At 61.6% G+C, this 26289-nt stretch carries 27 protein-coding genes; 15 read left to right on the forward strand and 12 right to left on the reverse strand.

What is annotated here, in order from left to right; genetic code table 11:
- Window positions 1–16: 16 nt before the first annotated feature.
- The gene (locus J5274_RS01810; protein ID WP_142824776.1) at window positions 17–772 is read right to left on the reverse strand and encodes a class I SAM-dependent methyltransferase; all 756 of its coding nucleotides are present in this window, start codon (window positions 770–772) and stop codon (window positions 17–19) included.
- Window positions 773–859: 87 nt separating this feature from the next.
- On the opposite strand from J5274_RS01810, the gene gloB reads away from it, so the two are divergent.
- A complete protein-coding gene (gene gloB / locus J5274_RS01815) occupies window positions 860–1630 on the forward strand; it encodes a hydroxyacylglutathione hydrolase (protein ID WP_142824775.1) in 771 nt (256 codons plus the stop codon).
- Window positions 1630–2055 carry a cupin domain-containing protein gene (locus J5274_RS01820; protein WP_142824774.1) on the forward strand — a complete coding sequence of 142 codons (426 nt, stop codon included), beginning with the start codon at window positions 1630–1632 and terminating at the stop codon, window positions 2053–2055. Before gloB ends, J5274_RS01820 begins: the two co-directional genes overlap by 1 nt.
- A 3-nt stretch (window positions 2056–2058) precedes the next feature.
- Here the strand turns inward: J5274_RS01820 and J5274_RS01825 are convergent, their stop codons facing one another.
- Both J5274_RS01825 and J5274_RS01830 read right to left on the reverse strand, forming a co-directional pair.
- Window positions 2059–2952 carry a DMT family transporter gene (locus tag J5274_RS01825; RefSeq protein ID WP_142824773.1) on the reverse strand — a complete coding sequence of 298 codons (894 nt, stop codon included), beginning with the start codon at window positions 2950–2952 and terminating at the stop codon, window positions 2059–2061.
- 48 nt (window positions 2953–3000) lie between these two features.
- Window positions 3001–3771: a DUF3108 domain-containing protein gene (locus tag J5274_RS01830; RefSeq protein WP_142824772.1), complete on the reverse strand. Its 771-nt coding sequence runs from the start codon at window positions 3769–3771 to the stop codon at window positions 3001–3003.
- 234 nt (window positions 3772–4005) lie between these two features.
- Between J5274_RS01830 and rpmB the strand changes: the two genes are divergently transcribed.
- Both rpmB and J5274_RS01840 read left to right on the forward strand, forming a co-directional pair.
- Complete coding sequence (gene rpmB / locus J5274_RS01835; RefSeq protein WP_111219879.1) at window positions 4006–4308, forward strand: 50S ribosomal protein L28; 303 nt, start codon at window positions 4006–4008, stop codon at window positions 4306–4308.
- Window positions 4309–4423: 115 nt separating this feature from the next.
- Window positions 4424–5056, forward strand: coding sequence for a queuosine precursor transporter (locus J5274_RS01840; RefSeq protein ID WP_142824771.1), 633 nt, complete (start codon window positions 4424–4426; stop codon window positions 5054–5056).
- Between the two features lie 32 nt (window positions 5057–5088).
- On the opposite strand, the gene J5274_RS01845 is transcribed toward J5274_RS01840, so the two are convergent.
- The 4 genes from J5274_RS01845 to J5274_RS01860 form a co-directional block, all read right to left on the reverse strand.
- Window positions 5089–6087 (reverse strand): esterase-like activity of phytase family protein, encoded by a 999-nt coding sequence (locus J5274_RS01845; RefSeq protein ID WP_142824770.1) that lies wholly within the window; start codon window positions 6085–6087, stop codon window positions 5089–5091.
- A gap of 52 nt (window positions 6088–6139) precedes the next feature.
- Window positions 6140–8038 (reverse strand): cobaltochelatase subunit CobT, encoded by a 1899-nt coding sequence (gene cobT / locus J5274_RS01850; RefSeq protein ID WP_142824769.1) that lies wholly within the window; start codon window positions 8036–8038, stop codon window positions 6140–6142.
- Window positions 8039–8082: 44 nt separating this feature from the next.
- Complete coding sequence (gene cobS, locus J5274_RS01855; protein WP_111220043.1) at window positions 8083–9072, reverse strand: cobaltochelatase subunit CobS; 990 nt, start codon at window positions 9070–9072, stop codon at window positions 8083–8085.
- A 312-nt stretch (window positions 9073–9384) separates the two neighbouring features.
- Window positions 9385–10002, reverse strand: coding sequence for a J domain-containing protein (locus J5274_RS01860; RefSeq protein ID WP_142824768.1), 618 nt, complete (start codon window positions 10000–10002; stop codon window positions 9385–9387).
- Window positions 10003–10106: 104 nt separating this feature from the next.
- Between J5274_RS01860 and J5274_RS01865 the strand changes: the two genes are divergently transcribed.
- Window positions 10107–10388, forward strand: a complete 282-nt coding sequence (locus tag J5274_RS01865; protein WP_142824767.1) for a BolA family transcriptional regulator — start codon at window positions 10107–10109, stop codon at window positions 10386–10388.
- 320 nt (window positions 10389–10708) lie between these two features.
- Here the strand turns inward: J5274_RS01865 and J5274_RS01870 are convergent, their stop codons facing one another.
- Genes J5274_RS01870 through J5274_RS01880 form a run of 3 tightly spaced genes read right to left on the reverse strand, consistent with a single transcriptional unit; the run spans window position 10709 to window position 13733 of the window.
- Window positions 10709–12019, reverse strand: a complete 1311-nt coding sequence (locus J5274_RS01870) for an HlyC/CorC family transporter (RefSeq protein WP_142824766.1) — start codon at window positions 12017–12019, stop codon at window positions 10709–10711.
- A complete protein-coding gene (gene aroB / locus J5274_RS01875) occupies window positions 12016–13146 on the reverse strand; it encodes a 3-dehydroquinate synthase (protein WP_142824765.1) in 1131 nt (376 codons plus the stop codon). Before aroB ends, J5274_RS01870 begins: the two co-directional genes overlap by 4 nt.
- The gene (locus tag J5274_RS01880) at window positions 13143–13733 is read right to left on the reverse strand and encodes a shikimate kinase (RefSeq protein WP_142824764.1); all 591 of its coding nucleotides are present in this window, start codon (window positions 13731–13733) and stop codon (window positions 13143–13145) included. The genes aroB and J5274_RS01880 overlap by 4 nt, the downstream gene beginning before the upstream one ends.
- Before the next feature lie 150 nt (window positions 13734–13883).
- Here J5274_RS01880 and J5274_RS01885 point away from each other — a divergent pair, with 150 nt between their 5' ends.
- The 5 genes from J5274_RS01885 to J5274_RS01905 all read left to right on the forward strand — a co-directional run bounded on the left by J5274_RS01885 (window position 13884) and on the right by J5274_RS01905 (window position 17795).
- A complete protein-coding gene (locus J5274_RS01885) occupies window positions 13884–14051 on the forward strand; it encodes a hypothetical protein (protein ID WP_162854752.1) in 168 nt (55 codons plus the stop codon).
- Window positions 14048–15004 (forward strand): site-specific tyrosine recombinase XerD, encoded by a 957-nt coding sequence (gene xerD / locus J5274_RS01890; protein WP_142824763.1) that lies wholly within the window; start codon window positions 14048–14050, stop codon window positions 15002–15004. Before J5274_RS01885 ends, xerD begins: the two co-directional genes overlap by 4 nt.
- 63 nt (window positions 15005–15067) lie before the next feature.
- Window positions 15068–16021, forward strand: coding sequence for an acetyl-CoA carboxylase carboxyltransferase subunit alpha (locus J5274_RS01895; RefSeq protein WP_142824762.1), 954 nt, complete (start codon window positions 15068–15070; stop codon window positions 16019–16021).
- 234 nt (window positions 16022–16255) lie between these two features.
- Complete coding sequence (locus J5274_RS01900; protein WP_142824761.1) at window positions 16256–17569, forward strand: murein L,D-transpeptidase family protein; 1314 nt, start codon at window positions 16256–16258, stop codon at window positions 17567–17569.
- Entirely contained in the window at window positions 17562–17795 is a 234-nt protein-coding gene (locus J5274_RS01905) for a sulfurtransferase TusA family protein (RefSeq protein ID WP_224127888.1), read from the forward strand. The genes J5274_RS01900 and J5274_RS01905 overlap by 8 nt, the downstream gene beginning before the upstream one ends.
- On the opposite strand, the gene J5274_RS01910 is transcribed toward J5274_RS01905, so the two are convergent.
- A complete protein-coding gene (locus J5274_RS01910; RefSeq protein ID WP_142824759.1) occupies window positions 17796–18977 on the reverse strand; it encodes a GTP-binding protein in 1182 nt (393 codons plus the stop codon).
- 13 nt (window positions 18978–18990) lie between these two features.
- Window positions 18991–20124 carry a D-alanyl-D-alanine carboxypeptidase family protein gene (locus J5274_RS01915; RefSeq protein ID WP_142824758.1) on the reverse strand — a complete coding sequence of 378 codons (1134 nt, stop codon included), beginning with the start codon at window positions 20122–20124 and terminating at the stop codon, window positions 18991–18993.
- A 141-nt stretch (window positions 20125–20265) separates the two neighbouring features.
- Between J5274_RS01915 and J5274_RS01920 the strand changes: the two genes are divergently transcribed.
- The 5 genes from J5274_RS01920 to J5274_RS01940 all read left to right on the forward strand — a co-directional run bounded on the left by J5274_RS01920 (window position 20266) and on the right by J5274_RS01940 (window position 26255).
- Complete coding sequence (locus tag J5274_RS01920; protein ID WP_142824757.1) at window positions 20266–21426, forward strand: M20 aminoacylase family protein; 1161 nt, start codon at window positions 20266–20268, stop codon at window positions 21424–21426.
- A 175-nt stretch (window positions 21427–21601) separates the two neighbouring features.
- Entirely contained in the window at window positions 21602–22264 is a 663-nt protein-coding gene (locus J5274_RS01925) for a CBS domain-containing protein (RefSeq protein WP_142824756.1), read from the forward strand.
- Window positions 22265–22324: 60 nt separating this feature from the next.
- Window positions 22325–22606, forward strand: coding sequence for a CBS domain-containing protein (locus tag J5274_RS01930; protein WP_142824755.1), 282 nt, complete (start codon window positions 22325–22327; stop codon window positions 22604–22606).
- A 703-nt stretch (window positions 22607–23309) separates the two neighbouring features.
- Window positions 23310–24428: a porin gene (locus J5274_RS01935; protein ID WP_142824754.1), complete on the forward strand. Its 1119-nt coding sequence runs from the start codon at window positions 23310–23312 to the stop codon at window positions 24426–24428.
- Between the two features lie 105 nt (window positions 24429–24533).
- Window positions 24534–26255, forward strand: a complete 1722-nt coding sequence (locus tag J5274_RS01940) for an ABC transporter ATP-binding protein (RefSeq protein WP_142824753.1) — start codon at window positions 24534–24536, stop codon at window positions 26253–26255.
- Window positions 26256–26289: the final 34 nt, after the last annotated feature.

Genomic DNA, 26289 nt, shown 5'->3' on the forward strand with positions numbered 1-26289 from the left:
AGGAAGCCGGCAACACTCAGCGCTTCGGCTGGGTTTCCTCACGCGTGGTGGGCACGCCGCGCGGCGCCAGCACGGGCACGAACACACGTCGCGAAGCGCGCACCGCAACCGGCAGGCCCTGGTAAAGCCGTTTCTGCGCCTCGACGATGATGACGCCGGAGAAGGCCGGCCACAGCGTCCTGCCGATACGCTCGAAGGCCCGGCGCAGCCTGAGCACCGCACGCAGCTTGGAAGGCGGGAAGAACAGCGCTTCGGCGGTCGCTCCCGGCGTGAAGTTCGTCTCGCGCAACAGCGCCGTCAGCTGGCCGCGCGAATAGGGCCGGCCCGAGCCGAATGGCGTATGTTCCATCCGCGCCCAGACGCCACGCCGGTTCGGCACCACGATCACCAGCCGCCCGCCGGGCGCCAGCACCCGCCAAAGCTCTTTCAGCGTCTCGCGCGGGCTTTCGGCAAATTCCAGCGAATGCACCAGAAGGACGCGGTCGATCGACGAATCGGGCAAAGGCAGTTCTTCGTCGAAGATCAGCGCCGTCGACGACGCCGATCCCATCGGCCAGTTCACCGCCCCCTGCCCCGCCGGCATGAACGCGAAGGTCCGCTCGGTATCGGCGCGAAAGCGGTCGAGATAGGGCACGGAATATCCGAGACCGACGAGCCGCTCCTCCGGCAATCGCGCCCAGAGCGACGACAGCGCCATGGCAATCGATTGCTCCGCCAGCCGGCCGAGTTCGGAATGATAGAATTGGCGAAGGTCGACGATATCGGCATGCATACGGTAAATCTTATCAGCCGGCGGTTGGACTTCAAGGCCGCAGCCTCTACATTCGTGTCGACCGACGAAAGTTAGGACATTTGAGCCATGCAGCCTTTGGAACTCGACGTATTTACCTGCCGCACCGACAATTACGGCGTTCTCGTCCACGATCCGGAGACAGGCCTCACCGCCTCCATCGATGCGCCGGACGCAGCAGCCGTTGCCGCAGCAGCGGGGCGCCGTGGCTGGAAGATCAGCCACATCTTCACCACCCACCATCACACCGACCATGTCGAAGGCAACCTGGCGCTGAAGGAGCAGTTCGGCTGTCTCATCTTCGGCCCGCTCAACGAGGCGGTCGCCATTCCCGGCCTCGACCGCGCCTATGGTGACGGCGACAGCTTCAAGTTCGGCAGCCACACTGTCAACGTCATCGAGACGCCGGGCCACACAGCCGGACATATCTGCTACCACTTCGAGGACGACAAGCTGCTGTTTGCCGCAGATACGCTGTTCGCGCTCGGCTGCGGTCGTCTTTTCGAACGCCCGGCCTCGGACATGTGGGCTTCGCTGCAGAAACTTGCCGTGCTGCCCGACGAGACCGCCGTCTATTTCGGCCATGAATACACGCTGGCCAATGCCCGTTTCGCGCTCACCATCGATCCCGACAACGAGCGCCTGAAAGCCCGGGCGGCCGATATCGAGGCGATGCGCGCCGAGGGCAAGTTCACCATCCCGACGACGCTGGCGCTGGAGAAGGAAACCAATCCGTTCCTGCGCCCCGCCGATCCGGCCATCCGCCGCAACCTTTTGATGGAAAGCCGCACCAACGAGGAAGTCTTCACCGAAATCCGCAAGCGGAAAGATAATTTCTGATGCGGCCGGAGGACATCATCCGCGAACTCGGCATGCAGCCCCACCCGGAAGGTGGCTGGTACGTCCAGACCTTCCGCGACAGCACAGGCGAGGCGCGCGGTCATTCGACGGCGATCTATTACATGCTGCAGTCCGGAGAGCGCTCTCACTGGCACCGTGTGCGGGATGCCGCCGAAGTCTGGCATTACTATGCCGGCGCTCCCTTGGCGCTCGACATCTCGGAGAATGGCCAGGGCAAGACGACGATCGTCCTCGGGACAGATTTCGCGAGCGGCGAACGGCCACAGGCGATCGTACCCGCCGACTGGTGGCAGGCGGCGGAAACAACCGGCGACTACACGCTGGTCGGCTGCACCGTCGCCCCGGGCTTTGAATTTTCGAGCTTCGAAATGGCGCCTCCGGGCTGGAAGCCTTCGGACGCCTGATTCCTATTCGGCAATGGCGACATCCGGCGCTGGCGGACGGCGCAGGATCATTTTATGGGCGGCAAGCACGGCGCCGCCGGTCACCAGCAGGCAGGCACCGACAATTCCCCACCTCGGCTCGGCAAAGCCGAACAACGTCAGGATCAGTGTCGACAGCAACGGCGCCGCATAGCTGGCGGCACCGAGGATCTGGATATCGCCGCTCTTGACACCATAATCCCAGGCGTAGAAGGCAGCCCCGACCGGCAACAGCCCGAGACCGGCTATCGCCGCCCATTGAAAGCCTGTTTCCGGCCAGACAGTGCTTTCCAGCCCCACATGGCACAGCAGCGACAGGATCGACGTCGCAAGGCAGAAGCCGGTGACGACATCGGTCGAGACGGCATCGAAACGCCGCGTCAGCAACGAATAGCCTGACCACGTGAAAGCGCAGAGAACGGCCGCGCCATAGCCGAGCCCATAGGCCGCATCGAAATGAAACCCGTTGCGCCCGACGATCAGCACCGTCCCGGCGAGCCCGGCAAAGGCGCCTGCGATGTGATACCAGCGCAGCCGTTCCCCCGGCAGCAGCGCCGAGCCGACGACGATGAGCAACGGCCAGAGATAGGCGATGAGACCGGCCTCGACCGCCGGCGCATTTCTAAGTGCCGTGAAATAGAGAAAATGATAGCCGAACAGCCCGGCAATGCCTGTGATCCACACTTTCGCCGGCTGACGCAGCAGCTTTATCCGCTCCGGCCTGAGGATCAGAACCACAATGCCCGGGATGCTGCCGATGGCAAAGCAGATGGCCGAAAGCTGGAAGGCCGGCATTGTCCCGGAGGCGGCAGTGAACAGCGCCAGGAAGGACCACATCAGGATTGCCGAAAAACCGATCAGCGTTGCCCGCAATGTCATTCTGCCCCCTTTGCGACACCGCGCCGGTGTCTGCCGGAGGAGGTGCCGTTAACTGCCGTACTTGACCGCCGTGATTGTCACCGTGCCGTACTTGGTCGGGATGCGGACGTAGACGGGAGCATATACCTTCATGGCGTCCGCCTTGGCAAACCAGATCTCCATGTCGTTGCTCTTGCTCAGGTAGTCGAAATCGGTACGGCTCTTCTTGTAGCCGCCGAGAGCTGTGAAATGCACGCCGCAAACGATCGCGTCGCCCTTGAAACCCTCGGTCGAAAACGGCTTGGAGCCCTTCGGAGACAGCTTCAGGTTCATGCGCGTCTCGCCGTCGTAGATCGGCAGTGTCTGCGCACAGACGTTGGTGTTTGCCGGAAAAATCAGCCCCGACACCGGATCGAGAACGGAGCGCAGGTCTCCCTCGGCAACCGGGATCCAGTTCTGCGGCCGGTGCGGCTCCGGCGTCGTGGTCGACGATGTGACGTTGCCATCGCGGTAAAGGACGTCATAGGTGTGCTGCTTGCGGCCGCTCTTGTAATTGAGCGTGTAGCGCGATGTCTCGAGCTTCCGCGGCCCCACGACACCGGCAACATCGGCTTGCGCCGAGATCGTCGTCACAAGATCGGCGAGGCCCGAGGAACTGACCGTGCCCTTGATGGTGAAATGCTTGTCGATGACTTCGGTCTTGAAATCGGCGTGCGCGATCGGCAGCCCGGCCAGCGCCACGCGGTATTCGGTTTCATGCCGCATGTCCTCGGCATGACCCATGGCCGGGAGTGATCCGGCGATAACGGAGACGAGAAGCCATTTTCCGAGATATGACATCGTGATTGCCTTCATATGAGTGGTAGTACCCTATATAGACACTTGTGACGATGTCTGCGATGCCAACAAGCACGAGCTTTTTGGCGGAATTGCGGGAAATGCCAAGGTTTGGCTTGACTGCCAAGGCTGCGCTGACTATAGAACCGCAACTTTCCAATCATGGCCTGTTGGATTGCGGAACCGGTTTTGCCGGCAAGGCTCTCCGATGGCAGACAAAAATAAAATAGGTGTACCATGTCCCGCATGTGCGAATTGACCGGCAAGGCCGTCCTGACGGGTAACAATGTCAGCCACGCAAACAACAAGACCAAGCGCAAGTTCCTTCCGAACCTGTGCCAGGTAACGCTGATCTCCGATTCGCTCGGCCAGCGTTATCGCCTACGCGTTTCGGCTGCGGCGCTCCGCACTGTCGAACACCGTGGCGGCCTCGATGCCTTCCTTCTGAAGTCCGACGAAACCACGCTGAGCCAGCGCGCTCGCCTGCTTCGTCGCCAGATCGTCAAGAAGACTGCAGAACTTGCAGCGACCGCTGCCTAAGCTTTCTTGATCTGACTTTATACGTGCTTTCAAAGGCTTGACGGATAATATCCGCTCAAGCCTTTGCTTTGACCGGTCCTTCCCTCCAACTGGTGGCATCACCCAGGATAAAAAAATGCCCAACCCGCGCTTTCTGCTGATCTACGTTGCCCTGATGACGCTGGTCGTCGTCGCGTCCAATTTTCTCGTCCAGTTCCCGCTGAACGGCGAGATTGCCGGCATCAAGCTCGGCGACATCCTGACCTGGGGTGCCTTCACCTACCCGGTCGCCTTTCTCGTCACGGACCTCACCAACCGCCAGTTCGGCCCGACCATCGCGCGCCGCGTCGTGCTTGCCGGCTTCGTCGTCGGTATCGCCATGTCGTTCTTCTCGTCGGTGCCGCGCATCGCCATTGCCTCGGGCGCTGCCTATCTGGCAGGCCAGCTGCTCGACATCGTGCTGTTCAACCGCTTGCGCCGCCAGGCGTGGTGGCGCGCGCCGCTGGTTGGCTCCCTGCTGGGCTCTCTGCTCGATACCGTGCTGTTCTTCTCTCTGTCCTTCGCCGCCTTTTTCGTGTTCCTCGGCGACAACACGCCATTCGCGCTCGAACAGGCGCCGATCCTCGGCATCTTCACGATCGAAGCGCCGCGCTGGATCTCCTGGGCCATCGGTGACTTCTCCGTCAAGCTGATCGTCGGCCTGGTAATGCTGCTGCCCTACGGCGCCCTCATGAACGTTCTGAAGCCGGCGCAGCCGGTTCGGGGCTGAGGGACTGTCCCTGAGAAACCGGTAGCGGTTCCTCACCGCAGAAGCCGGAATTCCAGCATCAGGTTGCGCTGCAGGATCGAGTGATTGTCGTCGGAGACCATGATCAGGTGGATCGTGCCGTCTTCGGCGCGGAAGGCGTCTATGCCTTCCATGTTGTCGATCTGTTCGTCGGCATTGGCCTCGAAGATCACCTTTCCATCGACTACGGCACCCGGCTTGATATCGCCGCCGACAATGCGGCGCAGGCGCATGCCGATGCCGTGGGCGAAGTCGAAACGCCGTTCCAGAAGCAGCAGGTCGCCGTCCGGGAGGAACACCCCGTCGCTGACATCGTAGTCATCGTAATGGCGGACGGTGAAGCGGCCTTTCAGGGGGCCGTCGAGAATGGCGGCGAGCATGTTGCCGTCCTTGTCGAGGCTGCGTTCCGTCACCAGTACGGCATTGCCGGCAAGCGGGCTGCCCGGCGGGCCAATCATCAGCGCTTCGAGGCTCTGGTTGCCGCGCAACGCATTGCGGTTCATGAGGATAGGGATCGAGCCCGACGGCTTGGACGTCTCGAAGCCGGGATCGGGATAGACGTCGACCCGGTGGTTCTGCTCGTAGCTGACAAGCACGGTGTTGCCGCGCAGCGCAACGCCCTCGGCATCCATTGCGCCCTTGCCTTCGTGCATCTGGCCAAACCGGTCGATCATCGGCGTGATGACCGCCTCGGAGATGCCCTGCAGCTTGCCATCGGCATCACGGTCGATGGCGCCTGTCCACCAGTGCCCGGTATCGAGCACGGAGACGAAGTGCCGGTGGTCTGGCCGCAGCCGGATGGCCGAGGCGGCACCGAACAGATCGTTGCTCGAGGTCATCTGAAGGCCGCCCAGAAACTCGAGATCGCCGAATTTAGTCACCGTCGAGCCAAAACGAAAAGCGGATATCTTGCTGGCACGGATCTCGGCAGGTCCGCCGGCGGAGGGATCGCCGGCAGACACACAGCCGGCCAGCAGCGCGGCCAGCAGGCAGACGCGGGAAAGTCGCTTCATCAGGCCCTCGGATATCAGGAAACAGCCGTCGGCGAAAACCGGCGGCGCGTTGTCAGCCAGCCCGGCGCCGCCGGCTACCGCGCAGCTGCGTCTGGTCTTCGAACAGCGATGCCAGCTGCTCCGTCATGGCGCCGGCCAGTTCGTCGGCATCGACGATCGTGACGGCGCGACGATAATAGCGTGTCACGTCGTGGCCGATGCCGATGGCGAGAAGTTCGACAGGCGAACGGGTCTCGATCTGCTCGATGACGGCGCGCAGGTGGCGCTCCAGATAATTGCCCGGATTGACCGACAGCGTCGAATCGTCGACGGGCGCACCATCCGAGATCATCATCAGGATCTTGCGCTGCTCGCGCCGCGCCAGCAGCCGGTTATGCGCCCAGATCAACGCCTCGCCGTCGATATTTTCCTTCAGCAACCCTTCGCGCATCATCAGGCCGAGATTGTTGCGCGCCCGGCGTAGCGGCTCGTCAGCCGACTTGTAGATAATGTGGCGCAGGTCGTTGAGGCGGCCCGGCGTCTGCGGCTTGCCGCCGGCAAGCCATGTCTCGCGGGACTGCCCGCCCTTCCAGGCCTTGGTCGTGAAGCCGAGGATCTCGACCTTGACGCCGCAGCGCTCCAGCGTACGCGCCAGGATATCGGCGCAAGTGGCGGCAACCGTGATCGGCCGTCCGCGCATCGAGCCGGAATTGTCGATCAGCAGCGTCACCACCGTATCGCGGAACTGCGTGTCGCGTTCCATCTTGAACGACAGCGGCTGCATCGGGTCGATGATCATCCGCGTCAGGCGGGCGGGGTCGAGATAGCCCTCTTCCAGGTCGAAATCCCACGACCGGTTCTGCTGCGCCATCAGGCGGCGCTGCATCCGATTGGCGAGGCGTCCGACGGCACCCTGAAGATGGGCCAGCTGCTTGTCGAGAAACGCCCGCAACCGCTCCAGTTCGGAGGCATCGCAAAGCTCCGACGCGCTGATGGTCTCGTCGAAATCCTCGGTGAAGACGTGATAGTCGACCTTTTCGTTGAAATCGGAGAAAGGAGTGTTCGGGCGGCGCGTCTCGCCGGGCGTTTCGGAATCGTCCTCGCCCTCGTCGGTCATGTCGTCGTCGGAAATCTCCGCGCCGTCCATCTCGCCGTCGTCCATCTGCTCGTCGGCCTGCTCGCTGTCTTCAGCGGGCGCGGCGTCAGCGCCGGCATCTTCGTCGACCTCGTCCTGGTCCTGCTCGTCGCTGCGTGGCTGGTCTTCCTCGGAGGTGCTGTCCTCGTCGTTCTGCTCGGTCTCGTCGTCGCCGTAGTCCTCGGCCATTTCCATGGCTGAGAGGACGTGGCGCATGGCGCGGGCAAAGGCCTGCTGGTCGTTGATCGCAGCCGGCAGCGCATCCAGAGCGCCGGCGGTCTTTTCCTCGATGAACGGACGCCAGAGATCGAGCACCTTTCCAGCGCTTTCCGGCGGCTTCTGGCCGGTCAGCTTCTCGCGGATGATCATCGCCATGGCTTCGCCGAGCGGCGCATCTTCCTGACGCTCGACACCGGCAAAGTTCGCCTTGGCATATTTCTCGGTATTCATGGAGTAGATGTTGGCGGCGACGCCATCCATCCGCAACGTCCCGATCGATTCAACGCGCGCCTGCTCGACGGCATCGAAGATGGTGCGGGCGTCGGTGCCCTGCGGCGCCATCGTCGCATGAACGCGCGCATCGTGGCAGGCAAGACGCAGCGCCATGGAATCGCCGAGCCCGCGGGTAACGGCAAGCTCATGCAGCGTTGGCCGCTTCGACATTTCTGGCAGGCGGATGCGCTCGCCGCTCATGCCCGGACGTTCGTTGGCAAACGTCACCTCGACTTCGCCGTCGCCGGCAATCGAGCGCACGCAGCCGGTGATCGCCCGGCGCAACGGCTCCATATCGACCTGCGTGCCGGGCTTGCCCTTCAGATTGTCTCCACGACCTGCCATATGACTTCAGTCTTTCCGAGCTATCATGTCGAGCATGAAATGCTCTAGGCCTCGAGAACGATGTTGGCGGCGCTTTCCTTCAGCTCGACGCCGAAGGCGCGCTGATAGTGCTCGGCCACCAGCGGACGCTCAAGCTCGTCGCACTTGTTGAGGAACGTGACGCGGAAGGCGAAGGCGACATCACCGAAAATCTCGGCGTTCTCAGCCCAGGTGATGACGGTACGCGGGCTCATCACGGTCGACAGGTCGCCGTTCATGAAGGCAGCGCGCGTCAGGTCGGCAACCCGTACCATCTTCGAAACGGTCTCGCGGCCGGCCGTCGTGCGGAAGGATTTGACCTTGGCGGCGACGATGTTCACTTCCTGCTCGTGCGGCAGGTAGTTCAGCGTCGAGACGATCGACCAGCGGTCCATCTGCGCCTGGTTGATCTGCTGCGTGCCGTGATAAAGGCCCGTCGTGTCGCCGAGGCCGATGGTGTTGGCGGTGGCAAACAGGCGGAAGGCGGGATGCGGGCGGATGACGCGGCTCTGGTCGAGAAGCGTCAGGCGACCCGACGATTCCAGCACGCGCTGAATGACGAACATCACGTCCGGGCGCCCAGCATCGTATTCGTCGAACACGAGCGCGACATTATGCTGGTAGGCCCAGGGCAGGATGCCGTCCTTGAACTCGGTGATCTGCATGCCGTCCTTAACGACAATGGCATCCTTGCCGACAAGGTCGATACGGCTGACATGGCTGTCGAGGTTGATACGCACGCAGGGCCAGTTGAGGCGCGCGGCGACCTGCTCGATATGCGACGATTTGCCCGTGCCGTGGTAGCCCGAAATCATCACGCGCCGGTTATGCGCGAAGCCGGCGACGATGGCGAGCGTCGTGTCGCGGTCGAAGAGGTAGTCCGAATCGAAGTCCGGAACATAGGCGTCGCCCTTGCTGTAGGCCGGCACGCGCATGTCGGAATCAATACCGAAGGCTTCGCGCAGCGAAACCGTGGTGTCGGGCAGCTGCGAGATATCAACGTCAATCTTACTCATCATGTCTCCAAGGCGGGTGATCGCACCCGGCCGCATTGCATGTTCTTTGTCGCGACTGCTTCGCCACCGAAGATGGCCGCTCATCTCGAATGGTCAAGACGACGGCGATTCTTCTCCGGGACTAAAGCGAAATCTCTGTGCGACCGGGCTGCGCCGGAGAGCATGACAAGCAAAGTCCCGGACAAGAAACGCCGCGCCCGGAGTGTCGACCGGAGATCGCAGCGACAAACGCGCGGGATCACGCCTTGGCCGCCCGGCTGTCCCGGTCGATCTGGACCATACCTCATCCCATTTCGAACTCAAGGAGACGGATTAACAAAAACCGTTCTGCTTCAACAATTGATAGGCCTGGACGACGGCCCGGAAGCGGTCTTCGGAGCCCCGGTCACCGCCATTGGCATCCGGATGGTGTTTCTTGACGAGTTGCTTGTAGCGGCTCTTGATCTCGGTCGCCGTGGCGCCGAAGGTCAAATCCATCGTGTCGAAGGCCTTGGCCTCCAGTGTTTTCAACTTGCGCGCTGGCGCTTCGAAACGGGGTCCCCGACCGAGCCCTTCCGCCACGAAGCCGAACGGATCGCGCATCCTCGGGTGGGCGCCGGAGCGGACCTCGGAATGCAGCGGGCTGTTGCGCGCTGCCTTGTTGACGCCGACGCTCCAGGTCGGGCGGTGACCGGTGATCGCCTCCTTCTGGTAGCGGGCGATCTCGCTGTCCGACAGGCCTGAGAAGTAATTATAGCCCTTGTTGTACTCGCGGACGTGCTCGAAGCAGAACAGGAAGAATTTGCCTTCGGCATTGCGGCCGACCGGCGCGCGATGCACACCCTTCTTCTCGCAGCCGTCCCATGTGCAGATGGGGTCGGCAGGCGTCTCGTCCGGTACCTTTCTACGGCGTGTCCGGATGCCATCGAAGAATTTTGAGTCTAGTCCCATGGGGCTAATTATGGGACGTCCGGCGGCCTACAACAAGAATTGACAAACCGGAATCTTGCAGGCTTTGTGATCCGTTTTCTTGAAACCGAAGCAGGCTGCAGATCATGACCGTTCAATCGCGCATCGAAGAAACGCTGACGCAGAATTTCGCGCCCGAGCGCCTTGCCGTCATCAACGAAAGCCATCTCCACGCCGGCCACCATCCCGACATCACCGGCGCCGGGGAAACCCACATGCGGGTTCGCATCGTGTCCCAAAAATTCGCCGGCATGCCCCGCCTCGCCCGCCACCGCGCCATCACCGCCCTCCTGAAACCCGAACTAGACGCCGGCCTCCACGCCTTGGCCATCGAGCCCGCAGCACCGGGTGAAGAGATCGCCTGGTAGGTCTGGCCGGGGTTCTAGCAGCCGGCTGATGAACCAGCGTCGCGCTTCAGAGGCGGGGTTACAGCCAAAGTTAGAGCGCCACTCTCTCCGCCCTCATTTCTGTGCTCGTCACAGGAATCCAGTGCGCCCAAGTCCTTGGGCGCGACAGAACTCTCTCAACTTAAGTGCATCTTCTCGCCGCGCAGACGCGCCACGGCTGGATCCCTGTGACAAGCACAGGGATGAGGGAGGTGAGTTTTGTCGCGTTATCAAATCGACGTCCAAGGTGCTGCAGATAGCAGCAACGCCGCCATCGGACGGCGACTAAGCCCGCCTCAGCCCTACACAGGATCCGTATCTGCCGCCTCAGCCGGCCGGATGCGCAGCTTGGTAATCCTGTTCTTCTCGCGCTTCATGACAATGAAGCGCTTGCCGTAGAAGGTGAAGGCCTGGCGTTCCTCGGGGATGGTCATGGATTCGTGGATGACCAGGCCGGCGATCGTCGTTGCCTCCTCGTCCGGCAGGTTCCAGTCGAGGGCCCTGTTGAGATCGCGGATCGGCACCACGCCATCGACGACGATCGAGCCGTCCGCCTCCTGCCGCACGCCCTGGATATCGAGATCGTGCTCGTCGGCGATGTCACCGACGATCTCTTCGAGGATATCCTCCAGGGTGACGATGCCCTGCACCTCGCCATATTCGTCGACGACCACTGCAAAATGCTGCTTGCGCCGCAGAAAGGCGTTCAGCTGGTCCTCGAGATTGGTGCTATCGGGCACGAACCACGGCTTTTGCGCGATCTTGGCGACATCGAGGTTCTCCGGCTCGACGTTCGGCTCTGCCAGCGCCCGCAGCAGGTCCTTGGCATGGATGACGCCAATGATATTGTCGGTCGTCCCGCGCCATAGAGGCATGCGCGTATAAGGGCTTTCCAGCATGGTGCGGACCACCGCCTCCGGCGCGTCGTCGGCGTTGACGGCCCGCATCGACGTGCGGTGAACCATGATGTCGGACAGTTCGAGTTCGCTGAGGTCGAGGACGCCGCCGAGACGGTCGCGGTCGGCCTTCACCACCGATCCCTCGCGGTGCAGGAAGTCGACGGCGCCGCGCAGTTCCTCGTGGGCCGACAGCATCGACACTTCCTTGGAAAGGTTGATGCCGAACAGCGCCAGGATCTGCCGGACGATGACATTGACGACGCTCGACAGCGGCCCGACCACCGCCACGAACAGCTTGACCATCGGCGCGACATAGAGCGCGAAACGGTCCGGTGCCGAGATCGCCCAGCTCTTTGGCAGGACTTCGGCGAAAATGACCAGGATGACGGTCATCGCCAGGGTGGCCAGTGCCACGCCCGAGCTGCCGAACAGCCCGAGGAACAGGCTGGTGGCAATCGACGAAGACAGGATGTTGGCAAGATTGTTGCCGATCAGCAGCGCCCCGATCAGCCGGTCACGACGCTCGATCAGCCCGTTGACGACAGCAGCACGGATCTCGCCATTGGCCTCGAGCGTATGCATGCGGCTGCGCGATGCCGCCGTCAGCGCCGTTTCGGAACCGGAAAAGAAGGCCGAGACCAGAACGAGCAGGACGATGGACAGGAACTGCGGCCAATATTCCGCAAGTGCTGCGAATGTGCCTTCGATGGTCATTGCGGGTGATTTTCCTTGAGGAAGCTCAGCACTTCCGAAGAGGGAACATCGTCGGCGACGAAGGCCTGGCCGACGCCGTGCGTGAGGATGAAGGTCAGCTTGCCGCTCTTTACCTTCTTGTCCTGGCCGATGGCTTTCATCAGCATCTCTGCTGGTGGCAAGGCGCCCGGGATATCGCTCATGCGCGTCGGCAGGCCGACCGCCTTCAGATGTGCCTCGACCCGGGTCGCATCGTCGGGGCTCGCCAGATTGAGCCGGGCGGAAAACCGATGGGCGAGCACCATGCCGATGGAGACGCCCTCGCCGTGCACCAGCCGGCTGCTGTCGTAATTCGTGGTCGCTTCCAGCGCGTGGCCGAAGGTATGTCCGAGATTGAGCAGCGCCCGCGCGCCGTTTTCGTGCTCGTCGGCCACCACCACATCGGACTTCGCCTGGCAACTGGCGGCAATAGCCTCGATGCGGGACGGGCCGCCGGCAAACACGTCACGCCAGTTGGCCTCGAGCCAGGCAAAGAAGTCCGGCTTGTCGATCAGCCCGTATTTCGCGACTTCGGCATATCCGGCCCGGAATTCCCGTTCGCTCAACGTATTCAGCACGTCGCTGTCGGCCAGCACGAGGTCCGCCTGGTGAAAGACGCCGACGAGGTTCTTGCCCTGGCGGGTGTTGATGCCGGTCTTGCCGCCGACGGAGGAATCCACCTGCGACAGCAGCGAGGTCGGCACCTGAACGAAGCGCACGCCACGCCGGACGATACCGGCTGCAAAGCCGGCGAGATCGCCGATGACGCCGCCACCGAGCGCGATCACCATGTCGTTACGCTCGACGCGGGCTTCCAGCACCGCGTCGCAGACCGTCATCAGCGGCTCGAAGCTCTTTGTCTTCTCGCCGGCCGGCAGCACCAGGCTGGCAACAGCGATGCCAGCAGCCTCGAGGCTGGCTGTCAGGGCGGCGAGATACAGCGGACCGACATTTTCGTCGGTGATGACGGCAGCCCGCCGACCCCTAAGGCGCGCGGTAATCTCCGCACCGGCGCGCGCGATCAGGCCGGGGCCGATCAGGATATCGTAGGCCCGTTCGCCGAGCGGCACGTGGACGAGACGCTCGGACACGTCAGGAATGGCACTCATGATACTTTACTTTCCTGGCTTGTGCGGAGGATCGCCGCCAGCACGTCACGGGCGATGATATCCTTGTGGACATCGCGCGACATGACGGTGAGATCAGCCTCCGCATAGATCGGATAACGCGCCTTCATCAGGCCCTCGAGCGTCGCCTTGGGATCCCCGGTCTTCAACAGCGGCCTACTATCGCGCTTGTTGACGCGCTCCCAGAGCACGTCAAGATCGGCCTTCAGCCATATCGAGAGGCCTTTGCGCTTGATATGCCAGCGGGTGCGATCGTTGACGAAAGCACCGCCGCCGGTCGAGACGACACGCGGGCCGCCTTTCAGCAGTCTCTTGATCACCCGCGTTTCGAGCGACCGAAACTCTTCTTCTCCATAGGCCGTAAACAGTTCGGATATGGTCATTCGCGACACCCGCTCGATCTCGGCATCGGCATCGACGAAGGGAATTGCGAGATGGGTTGCAACGAGCCGACCTATCGAGGTTTTGCCGGCACCCATAAGACCGACGAGGATAAGATTGCGCTGACCGAGCGCCGCTCGGGCTCTGTCTTTGAGGCTTTGCGCAAGGGTTAGGACAGGTTCACACATCGGGCCATTCATAAATTGTTTGCAAAGGGTATCGTCAAATGCGCCCATAGCGTCAAGTCGCCGCAGTATAAACACCTCTGCAATACATCTTCGCTAACGCTGGCCTTGCCGAAATGCCCTTGGCCTCTTGCCGCACACCCAGGAGACTGCATGCCCACACTGTTTCGCTTCCTTGTTTTCTGCGCGGTGATAGCGGGGACGGTCTATGGAGCGATGTGGGCACTGGCCGTTTTCGTCGAGCCTAAGCCGCGCGATATCACAATCCGCATCCCGGCCGAAAAGCTCAATCCGCCATCGACAGGCACGATCAAGCCATGAGAGATCTCGGACGCGCCCACATGGAAGCTTTCCTCGAAATGATGAGCGCCGAGCGCGGTGCGGCGCTCAACACGCTGTCGTCCTATCAGCACGATCTCGACGACCTGCACGGCTTCCTCAAGGCCCGTGCCGTCCGAATGACGGAGGCGGCGTCCACCGATCTCGGTGCCTATCTCACAGGCCTCTCGAACCAGGGCTTCAAGGCATCCTCGCAGGCCCGCCGCCTGTCGGCGATGCGGCAGTTCTACAAGTTTCTCTATGCCGAAGGGCTGCGCACCGACGACCCGACCGGTATTCTCGATGCGCCTAAAAAGGGCCGCGCACTGCCAAAGATCATGGGCGTCGAAGAGGTCAGCCGCCTTCTGGCGCAGGCTGAAACCGAAGCCGAACTGGACGGGCCGAACAAGCTGCAGCGCGTGCGGATGCTGGCGCTGCTGGAACTCCTCTATGCGACCGGCATGCGCGTCAGCGAACTTGTCTCGCTTTCCGCCAAGGTACTGGACCACGAAGGCCGCTTCCTGATGATCCGCGGCAAGGGCAACAAGGAGCGCATGGTGCCGCTGTCGCACTCGGCCATATCGGCGATGAAGGCCTATGGACAGATGCGCCTTGCGCAGGAGGCCGCCGCCAAGGAGCCACCACCGGAAAGTCCGTGGCTGTTTCCATCCTCTTCGAAGGAAGGCTATCTGCCGCGCCAGGTGTTTGCCCGCGACCTCAAGGACCTCGCCATCCGCGCCGGCCTGACGCCATCGCTGATATCGCCGCACGTGCTGCGGCATGCCTTTGCCAGCCATCTTCTTGCCAACGGCGCCGATCTGCGCGTGGTGCAGGAACTGCTTGGCCATTCGGACATTTCCACCACGCAGATCTATACCCATGTGCTGGAAGAACGCCTTCACCAACTGGTGCAAACGCACCACCCCCTTGCCAAACAGGCGAAAAAGCAGGATTAGGACCGGCAACAAAGGCCGGAGCCTGACAACCCCGCCCGCGCAAAAGGAACGGAAACGCCCCTCATGCACCAATATCTCGATTTCGAAAAGCCCATCTCGGACCTCGAGGGCAAGATCCACGAGCTGAAGAAGCTGGCCCTGGAAGACGAAAGCATCGACACTTCCGATGAGGTGAACAGGCTAGAAGGCCGCGTCCACGAAGCAACGCTCGAGATCTACTCCAAGCTCAATGCCTGGCAGAAGACGCAGGTCGCGCGCCATCCGCAGCGACCGCATTTCATCGATTATTCTGCAGCCTTGTTCGAGGAATTCACGCCTCTGGCCGGCGACCGGAAATTTTCCGAGGACGCCGCCATCCAGGCCGGCCTCGCGCGCTTCCGTGGCCAGCCTGTTGCTGTCATCGGCCAGGAAAAGGGCAGCGATACCAAGATGCGGCTGAAACACAACTTCGGCAGCGCCCGGCCCGAGGGCTACCGCAAGGCCATCCGCGTACTCGAGATGGCGGATCGCTTCGGCTTGCCGGTCATCACCCTCGTCGATACCGCAGGCGCCTATCCCGGCGTCGGTGCCGAAGAGCGTGGACAGGCGGAAGCCATCGCCCGCTCGACGGAAATGTGTCTCGGCCTCAAGGTGCCGATCATCTCGGTCATCGTTGGCGAAGGCGGGTCTGGCGGCGCCATCGCGATTGCCACCGGCAACCGCGTCTACATGCTGGAACATTCGATCTACAGCGTCATCTCGCCCGAAGGTGCGGCCTCCATCCTCTGGCGGGATTCCGCCCGTGCGAAGGAAGCTGCCACAAACATGAAGATCACGGCCGAGGACCTGAAAGCCTTCGGTGTCATCGACGGCATCATTCCCGAGCCGCTCGGCGGCGCGCACCGCGATCCGCAAGCCGCAATCGCCTCGACCGGCAACGTCATCGCGACAGCGCTCGGTGAGTTTTCTGGTCTGTCCGGCGAGCAGGTCCGCAACGAACGACGCCAGAAATTCCTCGCCATGGGCCGCAATCTCTAGGCGAAACCCGTCCAAACGTAGAAAATCGCGCGAAATTCTGCCGTAAAAAGCCAAATCTTGGCCACATTGATGTTATCCAACGAACCTCGGGCAAAGAATTGCTTGCCTGGGGGCACCGGCCGATGCATAGGCTGGTAAGGAATCGTCAAGCATAAACGCCTATGATTTTGGTTCCTTTGATGGGTTTGCGATAAGGGTCACCCGACCCGTTTCGCGTCTAGGGCTTAGTCACACATGCGCATTCGTTACCTTGCCTCTCTTTCCCTGATGGCGCTGGCACTCGCCGGCTGCAACGACACGCTCGATTCAGCAACCTCGATCGACCTGTCTAAGGTCAAGAACAAGGTCGAGCAGCCGCTCCCGGACCGCATCGTCGCCGAAATGGCGAAAAAGGGCATGGACCGCAACTCGCCGATCATGATCCGCATCCTCAAGGAAGAGGGTGTCATGGAGATCTGGAAGGCGAAGACCGACAACCGCTTCGACAAGATTGCTGAATACAAGATCTGTGCGTGGTCCGGCCGCCTTGGCCCGAAGGTCAAGGAAGGCGACCGGCAGGCGCCCGAAGGTTTCTACAACCTGACGCCGGCCAACCTTAATCCGAATTCGAAATATTACCTGGCCATCAACACCGGCTTCCCGAACAAATACGACAGCGCCAACGGCCGCAGCGGCGTCAATCTGATGATTCACGGCGCCTGCTCGTCGTCCGGCTGCTATTCGATGACGGACCAGCAGGTTCTCGAAATCTACGCCTTCGCGCGCGACGCCTTCAAGGGCGGCCAGAAGACCATCCAGCTCGAAGCCTTTCCGTTCCGCATGACAGCCGAGAACATGGTCCGCCATCGCCTCAATTCCAATATCGACTTCTGGAAGATGCTGAAGGTCGGGTACGACGATTTCGAGGTGACCAAGCGTCCGCCGGAAGTCGAGGTCTGCGAGAAGAAATACGTCTTCAACCAGCAGTCCGACGGTCCCTTCACTGCAAGCGGCAAATGCCCTGCCATGACCACGCCGCCTGCCCTGCAGTCGGCTCTGGTCGCCTACAACAAGATCTACAAGCTCGATTACGACAAGGCGATGAGCAAATATAGCGATACCGCCTGGTACGACCCGACCGAAGCCGAGCGCAAGGCGGTCGTCGCCAAGCAGCGTGCCGGCCACGATCTGGCATACGCACCGACGGGCTCGGCCCTGGCTGCCGGCAAGATCATGAAGGTCACCGAACTCGAAACGCTGATGGCTCGCCAGTCGAACCTTCCGACGACATCTCCGACCATCATGGCCGGAATGCCGTCGGGCGTCCACAATGCCAAGGGTAGCATTGCGCAACTGCCGATGACGACTGCCTCTGTGCCGACGGTAGGCAGCGCGCCGGCAGCGACATTGGCCCCGACAGCCGTAGCCGTGACATTGCCGGCGACCGTGCCGGTACCGGCCCAGAACCCACTGGCCTATGCGCAGGTCCCCTCCCCGGTCGAGACAGCTCAGGACCAGCCTTCCGACAAGAAGCCGCCGTTCTGGAAATTCTGGTCTAAGAGTGAGTAGGCTCGACGCCGGGACCTATGACCTGCGCGGACTGAAATGTCCGCTTCCCGTTTTGAAGACCCGGAAAAAACTGGCTTCGATGCCACAGGGCGCAGTGCTGACTGTCGAGACCAGCGATCCGCTGGCCATCATCGACATCCCGCATTTCTGCAACGAAAACGGCCATACGCTGCTGGACAGCGCCAGCACGGCGGACGGCCATCGCTTCACGATCCGCAAGGGTTGACTACAGGCGCATTCCCGGGATCGCCAGCGGATTGTTTTCCAATGCCTCTCGGTCCGGCATGTCGATGCGCGGCTTGCCGAGGAAGGCGTCGAACAGGTCCTTGACGAAACTTTCCGGCAGATCCTTGGTGATCAGCACCATGCGCGTCCGCCTGTCGGCTGGATCCGGCCACGCCGGCAGTCGCACCGGCGCGTGAAAGATGTTCTGGACGCCATGCAGCACGACAGGCCGCTCGGGACGATCCTTCAGCGCCACGATGGCCTTCATGCGCAACAGCTTTTCCCCATGCGCCGAGCGCAGCAGGTCGATGAACATATCCAGCGCCATCGGATCGATCGGCTGGCTCTCGACAATCGAGAACGACCGGATCGACGCATCGTGACGATTGACGTCATGGCCATGCTGATGCCCGTCGCCATGATGGTGATCATGGTGATGATGACCATGCCCATGGCCCTGATCATGCTCATGCTCATGGTGATGCGCGTGATCGTGGGCATCGGCGGTCATCTCGTCCTGCAGCCAGCGGCCGACATCGGCAATTTTCGAGCCGGGATCGTACAGGCCGTTGACGAGGATGGCGGCGCGGGCAGCCTCCTCGCTGTCGCCGTCAACGATCGGGGCGCGCGGGTTGAGCAGCCGCAGCCGCGCTTCCAGCGCTGACGATGAAGCAGCACCCGCCATGGTGCCCTTGGAAATGATCAGCCGGTCGGCGACTGCCACCTGCCGGCGCGCTTCCTCGTGATTGTCGAGGGTCTGCAGCCCGTTGACGGCATCGACGACAGTGACCATGCCGTCGAGATCGAAGCTCTGGGCGATGACGGGATTGCCCATGATCGCCTGCATCACAGGCGCCGGGTCGGCAAGCCCCGTCGTCTCGATGACGACGCGGCGCAGCGTGCGGCTGCGGCCGGTCTGCATCCGGTCCATCAGCATCGCCAGCGTATCGACCAGCTCCCCGCGCACGGTGCAGCAGAGGCAACCATCGGACAATTCGATGATAGAGTCGCCGGAGCTCTCGACCAGCAGATGGTCGATGCCGACATCGCCAAATTCGTTGATGACGACCGCCGTGTCGCGCATCTCCGGATCCTTCAGGATGCGGTTGAGAAGCGTCGACTTGCCGGCGCCGAGAAAGCCGGTGAGGATGGACACCGGCACCTTGTCAGGCGTGCTGTTCATGATCTGGGTCCGATCAGTTGGTCGGGCGCGGCTGCGGAACCGGAATGCCTGCGACATCGCCGGATACCTGTTGCGAACTCTTCGCGACAGACGCCTTGTCGGCCGCCGCATCGGGTCCGCCGCCGATCAGCCCGGCATAGGTGAAGTTGGGGGTATGGGTCATCTCGTGGATATAGGGAGAAAGCACCTTCATCCGGCCTGTCGGGTCGCGCGTCTCGCTGCGCATCTGCGCGCCCTTGGCGCTGCAGATATCGTTGGTAACGTCCGCCACCTGGTCCTGGCCGGGACCATAGGGTTTCAATGTCTGCAAGGTGTCGTTGCCGGGAAACTGCGAGGTAAAGCCTTTTTCGAGCATGTCGGCCGACATGTCGGCGCGTTCAGCCAGGCTGTTGGTGCCGAGCACGACGGATACCAGCGTCCGGCCGTTGCGCGTCGCCGAGGCGATCTGGTTGAAGCCGGATGCACAGATGAAGCCGGTCTTCATACCATCGGCACCGTTGTAGCGGCCGATCAGCAAGTTGATGTTGGGCACCTGCTTGACGCCGTTGGTAAAGCCCTCGAGCGCGAAATAGCCGGCATACTGTGGAAACTCGCGACGCAGGGCGACGGTTACGATCGCGAGATCACGCGCCGTCGTGTACTGCCCCTTGCCGGGCAGGCCGTTCGGATTGATGAAATGCGAACTCGTCATGCCGAGTCGCGCTGCTTCCGCGTTCATCTTGGCGACGAAGCCCTGCTCGGATCCGCCGACCGTCTCGGCAACAGCCATGGCCAGATCGTTGGCCGATTTCACCAGCATCATCTTCAACGCATTATCGAGCGTCATCTTCTGGCCGGGCTTGAAATACATCTTGGCGGCAGGCTGGGCAGCGGCGTGCTTCGACATCACCACCGGGGTGTCGAGGCTGATCTGGCCGGCCTGGATGGCGCGAAACGTCGTATAGACCGTCATCAGCTTGGTCAGCGACGCGGGATACCATTTGCGGAACGCTTCCTCGTGCTCCAGCACGCGGCCGGTACTGACATCGACAAGGATGTGTGGGTTTGCAAAGGCTGCGGATGCACCGCTCAGGAAAAGCGCTGTGACGGCAGCACCCACCGGCAAAAGCCGCAAGGCGGCAAACAAAGAATTCTGCTTCGTCGGCACGGTCTGTCCTTCAGTGTCCGGAATTTTCTCGAACCTCGCAGGTATTTAACCTATATGGCTATGAGAAGGCAAAGGTGATCGACGGTTTATTTCCGTCTTCCCACGCCATATCAAAGAGATTGATCAGCAGGAAAATCGACCATGCCCATCTTGAACAGAGCAGCGGAACTGCAGGACGAAGTGACCGAATGGCGCCGCCACATCCACGCCCATCCGGGCTTGCTGTACGCTGTCGAGGAGACCGCCGCCTTCGTCACTGACAAGCTGAAAAGCTTCGGTGTCGACGAGATCGTCACCGGCATCGGCCGCACCGGCGTCGTCGGCATCATCCGTGGCACTGGCGAAGGTCGCACCATCGGCCTGCGCGCAGATATGGATGCTTTGCCGATGACCGAGATTTCCGGCAAGCCCTGGGCATCGAAGACACCCGGCAAGATGCACGCCTGCGGCCATGACGGCCACACCGCCATGCTGCTGGGAGCCGCCAAATATTTGGCGGAAACACGCAATTTCACCGGCAGTGTCGCCGTCATCTTCCAGCCGGCCGAAGAAGGCGGCGCCGGCGGCAAGCTGATGGTCGAGGACGGCATGATGGACCGTTTCAAGATCGCCGAAGTCTATGGCATGCACAATATGCCGGGCATCCCCGTCGGCAAGTTCGCCATCCGCAAGGGTGCGATCATGGCGGCGACAGACGAGTTCAGCATTGTCGTCAAGGGCCGGGGCGGCCATGCGGCGATGCCGCACACGACGATCGACCCCATTGCCATCGGCGCGCAGATCGTCACCAACCTGCAGATGATCGCCTCGCGCAGCGTCGACCCGCTCGGCTCCGCCGTCGTTTCCGTCACCAAATTCAACGCCGGCTTCGCCCAGAACGCCATCGCTAACGAAGCGACGCTCGCCGGCACTGTCCGTACGCTGGATGCCGGCATTCGCGATCTCGCCGAGCAGCGCCTGCGCCAGGTCGTCGCCGGCATCATTGCCGCCCATGGGGCCGAAGCCGATGTCCGCTATAACCGCAATTACCCGGTGACATTCAACCACGCCAACGAGACCGATTATGCGGCCGATGCGGCTCGCGACATCGCCGGCGACGCCAACGTCAATGCGGAAGTCGATCCGATGATGGGCGGCGAGGATTTTTCCTACATGCTCAACGCCCGGCCCGGTGCCTTCCTGTTCCTCGGCAACGGCGACACCGCCGGCCTGCACAATGCCGCCTACGACTTCAACGACGAGGCCATCGCCCACGGCATTTCCTTCTGGGTCCGCCTTGCCGAGCAACGTCTCGGTTCGTGACGGCAAGGTCGCGGTAACGACTGAAGCTCATTCACGGTGACCAATACCCGCGATGGCATTGATCAAAATCAATGCCATCGCGTCTTTCTCCCCTAATGTGCCCGGAGTTCGGTCAGCCACGTCGGTCAACAGAGCCGGTGTCGCCTGCCCTCTTCAGGTCTCGGGAGAAATATAAATGCTCGCCAAGAACGTCATGACAACCAGTGTCATCTCGATCCAACCCACCGCGAGCGTCCGCAGCGCCGCGCTTTCGATGATCGCTCACTCCATCAGCGGCCTGCCCGTTATCGACGACGACGGACGAATGATCGGCATCGTCACCGAGGGTGACCTGCTGCGTCGCGTCGCCGTCCGCGCGCAGGATCGGCACTACGACCTGCCGGGGCCAAACGATCCCCCTTCGCTGGATGACTACGTGCATACCCATGGATGGTCGGTCCGGGATGCGATGTGCAGCGATATCATTACGGCGGCCCCCGACACCGATGTCCGCGAGATTGCCGGCATCATGCTGTCGCACGGCATCAAGCGCGTACCGATCCTCGACAAGGGGCAACTCATCGGCATCGTCAGCCGCTGCGACCTGCTGGGCATGATCATCGACGCACCCTTCGATATCGTCGCTTCCGGCGATGAGGCAATTCGCCTCGCCATCTCCACCCGGCTGCAGGACGACCTCGGCATCGACCCCGCCCACGTCAGGGTAACGGTATCGGGCGCACGCGTTTCTATCGGCGGGCGGCTTGAGACGGACCTGCAGCAAAAAGCCGTCCGTGTGCTCGTCGAAAGCGTTCACGGCGTGACCGGCTACACCGACCACACGACGCTGACGGACTGACCACCCGAGTTCGGACTGACATCCGAGCGATCGGCTGCGACGGCATACCAAGGAACGACCATGGACGAAGCCCAAAAGAGCAACAAACCGTTGCAGACCGTGACGCGTGGCACATTCGCCAACGACGTTCTGGAAATCATGCAGCGGGAGAACGTCAGCATTGTGGTGGTGGTCGAGACAGGCATCATCATCGGCACCGTGACGGACCGCGACATAGCCATGAAGTGCCTCCTGTCGGGAAAGCTCCCGGGCGCCATCACCGCCTTCGACGTCATGACGCTGCAGCCGGACGGATGCATCGGCAAGGCCATGCGGCGCGCAGAACTGCACATCATGGAATAGCGGCAGACGGTCCCGTCCCGATGCAGCGCCCGGCTTTGCATGCCCTTCCGAACATGGAGTTCGGCAAAAGATGAGTTGCGACACGCTTGAGCCTGCGTTATGGAGACCGGGGTAAAACCGTTATGTCCACGTAGCTCAGTAGGATAGAGCACAGGATTCCTAGTTGCATTAATTGGGGGCTGCATTTGAAAGATTGCAGTCGATCTGCTCAAAGTCGGGGAACGCTTCGCTGATCTTTCAGCATGCCAATCCCGAGCCAAGCTCCGGAGAAATCCGGTGAAGGTGTAGAGACTGGATGGGCAGCACCTAAAGGCCTCGGCCCATGGTGAAGGGACAGTCCAGACCACGAACGCCTCCGGGCGGCGGTTAAAACCGAAGTGGTATGAATCCTGGGGTCGGAGGTTCGAATCCTCTCGTGGACACCATTTTTACAAAATTTCCAGACGTAAGCGCGTCAAACTATCCGGCACCGGCAAAGCTCGGTGGCGGGCTGGAGTTGTGACATTTCGGCAACCTCGGCGTGCTGAAAGTTCTGCTTCGCCGTGATCGACGCTGATCCCTGTTGATACATTCCGTTGTCCCGATATGCTTATATTCAGCGGGGATTCGCCGCTGTTCCAGGTGGAGCATGTAATAGGCCGCAGTTGCAGCAGACAGTTTTGCGCGCAGCTGCCACGGCCAATCCCGACAGATTGGATAGATCATGAACATTCGCACATTGCTGTTGGGCTCGGCCGCAGCCCTTTCCATCGTCTCCGGAGCAAAGGCTGCCGACGCCATCGTCGCCGCCGAACCGGAACCCCTTGAATATGTTCGCATCTGCGACGCCTATGGCGCCGGCTACTTCTACATTCCAGGCACGGAAACCTGCCTCAAGATCGGCGGTATGGTGCGTACCGAAGGCGAATGGCACGATGCCTACCAGCCTGACCACAAGATCGGCACCTTCTGGCATACGCGCGTCGAACTGAACGTCGATACCGCAACTGACACCGAATACGGCGCGCTGAAGACCGAGATGGTCTACCGCTTCGAATCATCTGAAGGCATCAACACCAACAAGGTCCTGTTTGCCAACATCAGCCTCGGCGGCTTCCTCGTCGGCAAGGCGGATTCGCAGTTCTCGTCCTACACGGGCTATGCCGGCGACATCATCCAGGACGACGTGGTTTCCTACGGCCCCGGACCGATCAACACCGAACTCAACCAGCTGACCTACACCTACGATCCGGGCAATGGCTTCACCGCGATGGTCTCGGTCGAGGATTCCCAGTCGGCATCCGACGCAAATTACGACTCCTCCTTCGTCCAGAGCAATGGCCGCAGCTGGCAGGTCTCCAAGGCCGACACCTATACCCCGGATGTCGTTGCCGGCCTCGGCTACAAGTCCGGCATGTGGAGCCTCAAAGTTGTCGGCGGCTACGACTCGATCGTCGAGGAAGGCGCTATCAAGGCCCGCGTCGATGCCGATTTCGGTGTCTTTTCGGCATTCCTGATGGGCGGCTGGAACACAGACGGCGACAAGCTCAACAAGTATGCTTCGGGCTACGTCACCGATGGCGCCTGCCCCGTCAACAAGGAAGAGCTTTGCGGCTGGGGCGACTGGGCTGTCTGGGGCGGCGTCAACGTGCCGATCAACGACAAGCTGAAGGGCAACGTCCAGGTCGCCTACACCGACAGCAAGATCCTTGCCGCAGCTGCCAACCTGCAGTTCAAGCCGGTCGGCGGATTCACCATCGAGCCGGAAGTCGAGTACACCAAGTGGGATTCGACCAACAACGACGCCTGGGCCGGCATTCTTCGCTTCCAGAGAAGTTTCTGATAGGCTAGACCCTCACTATCGTCTGCCAAAGGGCCCGGCTTTCGGGCCCTTTTCTGTGTTCAAGCCGCTGGTCGATTGCCTCCTGCCCCACAAGCGAGTTTTCCCATGCTGCGCCGGTTCTTTTCCTATTACGCCCCTTACAAGAAGCTCTTTTATCTCGATTTCGGCTGCGCAGTCGTTGCTGGCCTTCTGGAACTCGGGTTTCCGCTGGCGATGAAGCTGTTCATCGACACGCTGCTGCCAGGCCAGGATTGGGGCCTGATTGCCGGTGTCGCGGTGCTGCTGCTGGTTGTGTACGTGATCAATACCGGCCTCATGGCGGTCGTCAATTACTGGGGACACGCACTCGGTATCAGCATCGAGACCGACATGCGTCGCCAGGCTTTCGACCATATCCAGAAACTCAGCTTCCGCTTCTTCGACAATAACAAGACCGGGCACCTGATCGCCCATGTCACCAAGGATCTCGAGGAAGTCGGCGAAGTCGCCCACCATGGCCCGGAAGACGTCTTCATCGCCATCATGACCTTCATCGGCGCCTTCATCCTGATGTTTACCGTGCACTGGAAGCTGGCACTGCTGACGACCGTCATCGTTCCCGTGATGACCTGGATGGTCAGCCGCTATGGCGCCCGGATGACGGAAAACTGGCGGAAGCTGTTTGGCCAGGTCGGCGAGTTTAATGCCCGCATCGGCGAGAGCGTCGGCGGCATCCGGGTCGTCAAGGCATTTGCCAACGAGGACCACGAGCGCGCGCTATTCGCCGTCAACAACGAAGGATACAAGGCAACCAAGCTGAATGCCTATGCCTACATGACGGCGAGCCTCACGCTCTCTTATTTCGGCACCCGGTTCGTGCAGCTGCTGGTGATGGTGGCCGGCACCTATTTCGTCATTCGCAGCGAGCTGAGCTATGGCGGCTTCGTCGGCTTCCTGCTGCTGGTCAACGTCTTCTTCCGGCCGATCGACAAGATTACCTCCGTGCTGGAAAGCTATCCGAAGGGTATCGCCGGCTTCAAGCGCTTCACGACACTGATCGACACCGCCCCGGACATTGCCGACAGACCGAACGCCATTGCGGTTGAGCATCTGAAGGGAGACATCGCCTATACCGACGTCAGCTTCGGCTATGATGCCAATGGCAGGATTCTCGACAGGCTGAACCTGACGATCAGGGCCGGAGAGACGATTGCTTTCGTTGGCCCGTCAGGCGCCGGCAAGACGACGATCTGCTCGCTGCTGCCACGCTTCTACGAAGTCGACAGCGGCGCCATCAGCATCGACGGAATGGACATCCGCGACATGACGCAGGCCTCGCTCAGGGCGCAAATCGGCATCGTCGCCCAGGATGTCTTCCTGTTTGGCGGCACGATCCGCGACAATATCGCCTATGGACGCCTTGGCGCCAGCGACGACGAAATCATGGATGCGCTGAGGCGGGCAGCGCTGGATGAATTCGTCCTGTCGCTGCCGGACGGACTATCCACCCGCGTCGGCGAGCGCGGCGTCAAACTGTCCGGCGGCCAGAAGCAGCGACTGGCGATTGCCCGCATCTTCCTGAAGAACCCGCCAATCCTGATCCTCGATGAAGCCACGTCCGCGCTCGACACGGCCACCGAATATGCCATCCAGCAATCTCTCGCGGCGCTGTCCGAGGGACGCACGACGCTGGTGGTCGCCCACCGCCTGGCAACAATCCGCAACGCAGACCGGATCATCGTGGTCGGCACGTCCGGCATCGTCGAGGACGGTACGCACCAGCAGCTGCTCGCACGCCGGGGTCCCTATGCACGGCTGCACGAGGCGCAATTCGGGGCGGTTGCCTGATTTCTGATAGTGGAGCCGGTTTACCGCGAGGTGG

Source organism: Rhizobium sp. L51/94, assembly GCF_019355555.1.
In the GTDB taxonomy this organism is placed as follows: Bacteria; Pseudomonadota; Alphaproteobacteria; order Rhizobiales; family Rhizobiaceae; genus Rhizobium; species Rhizobium rhododendri.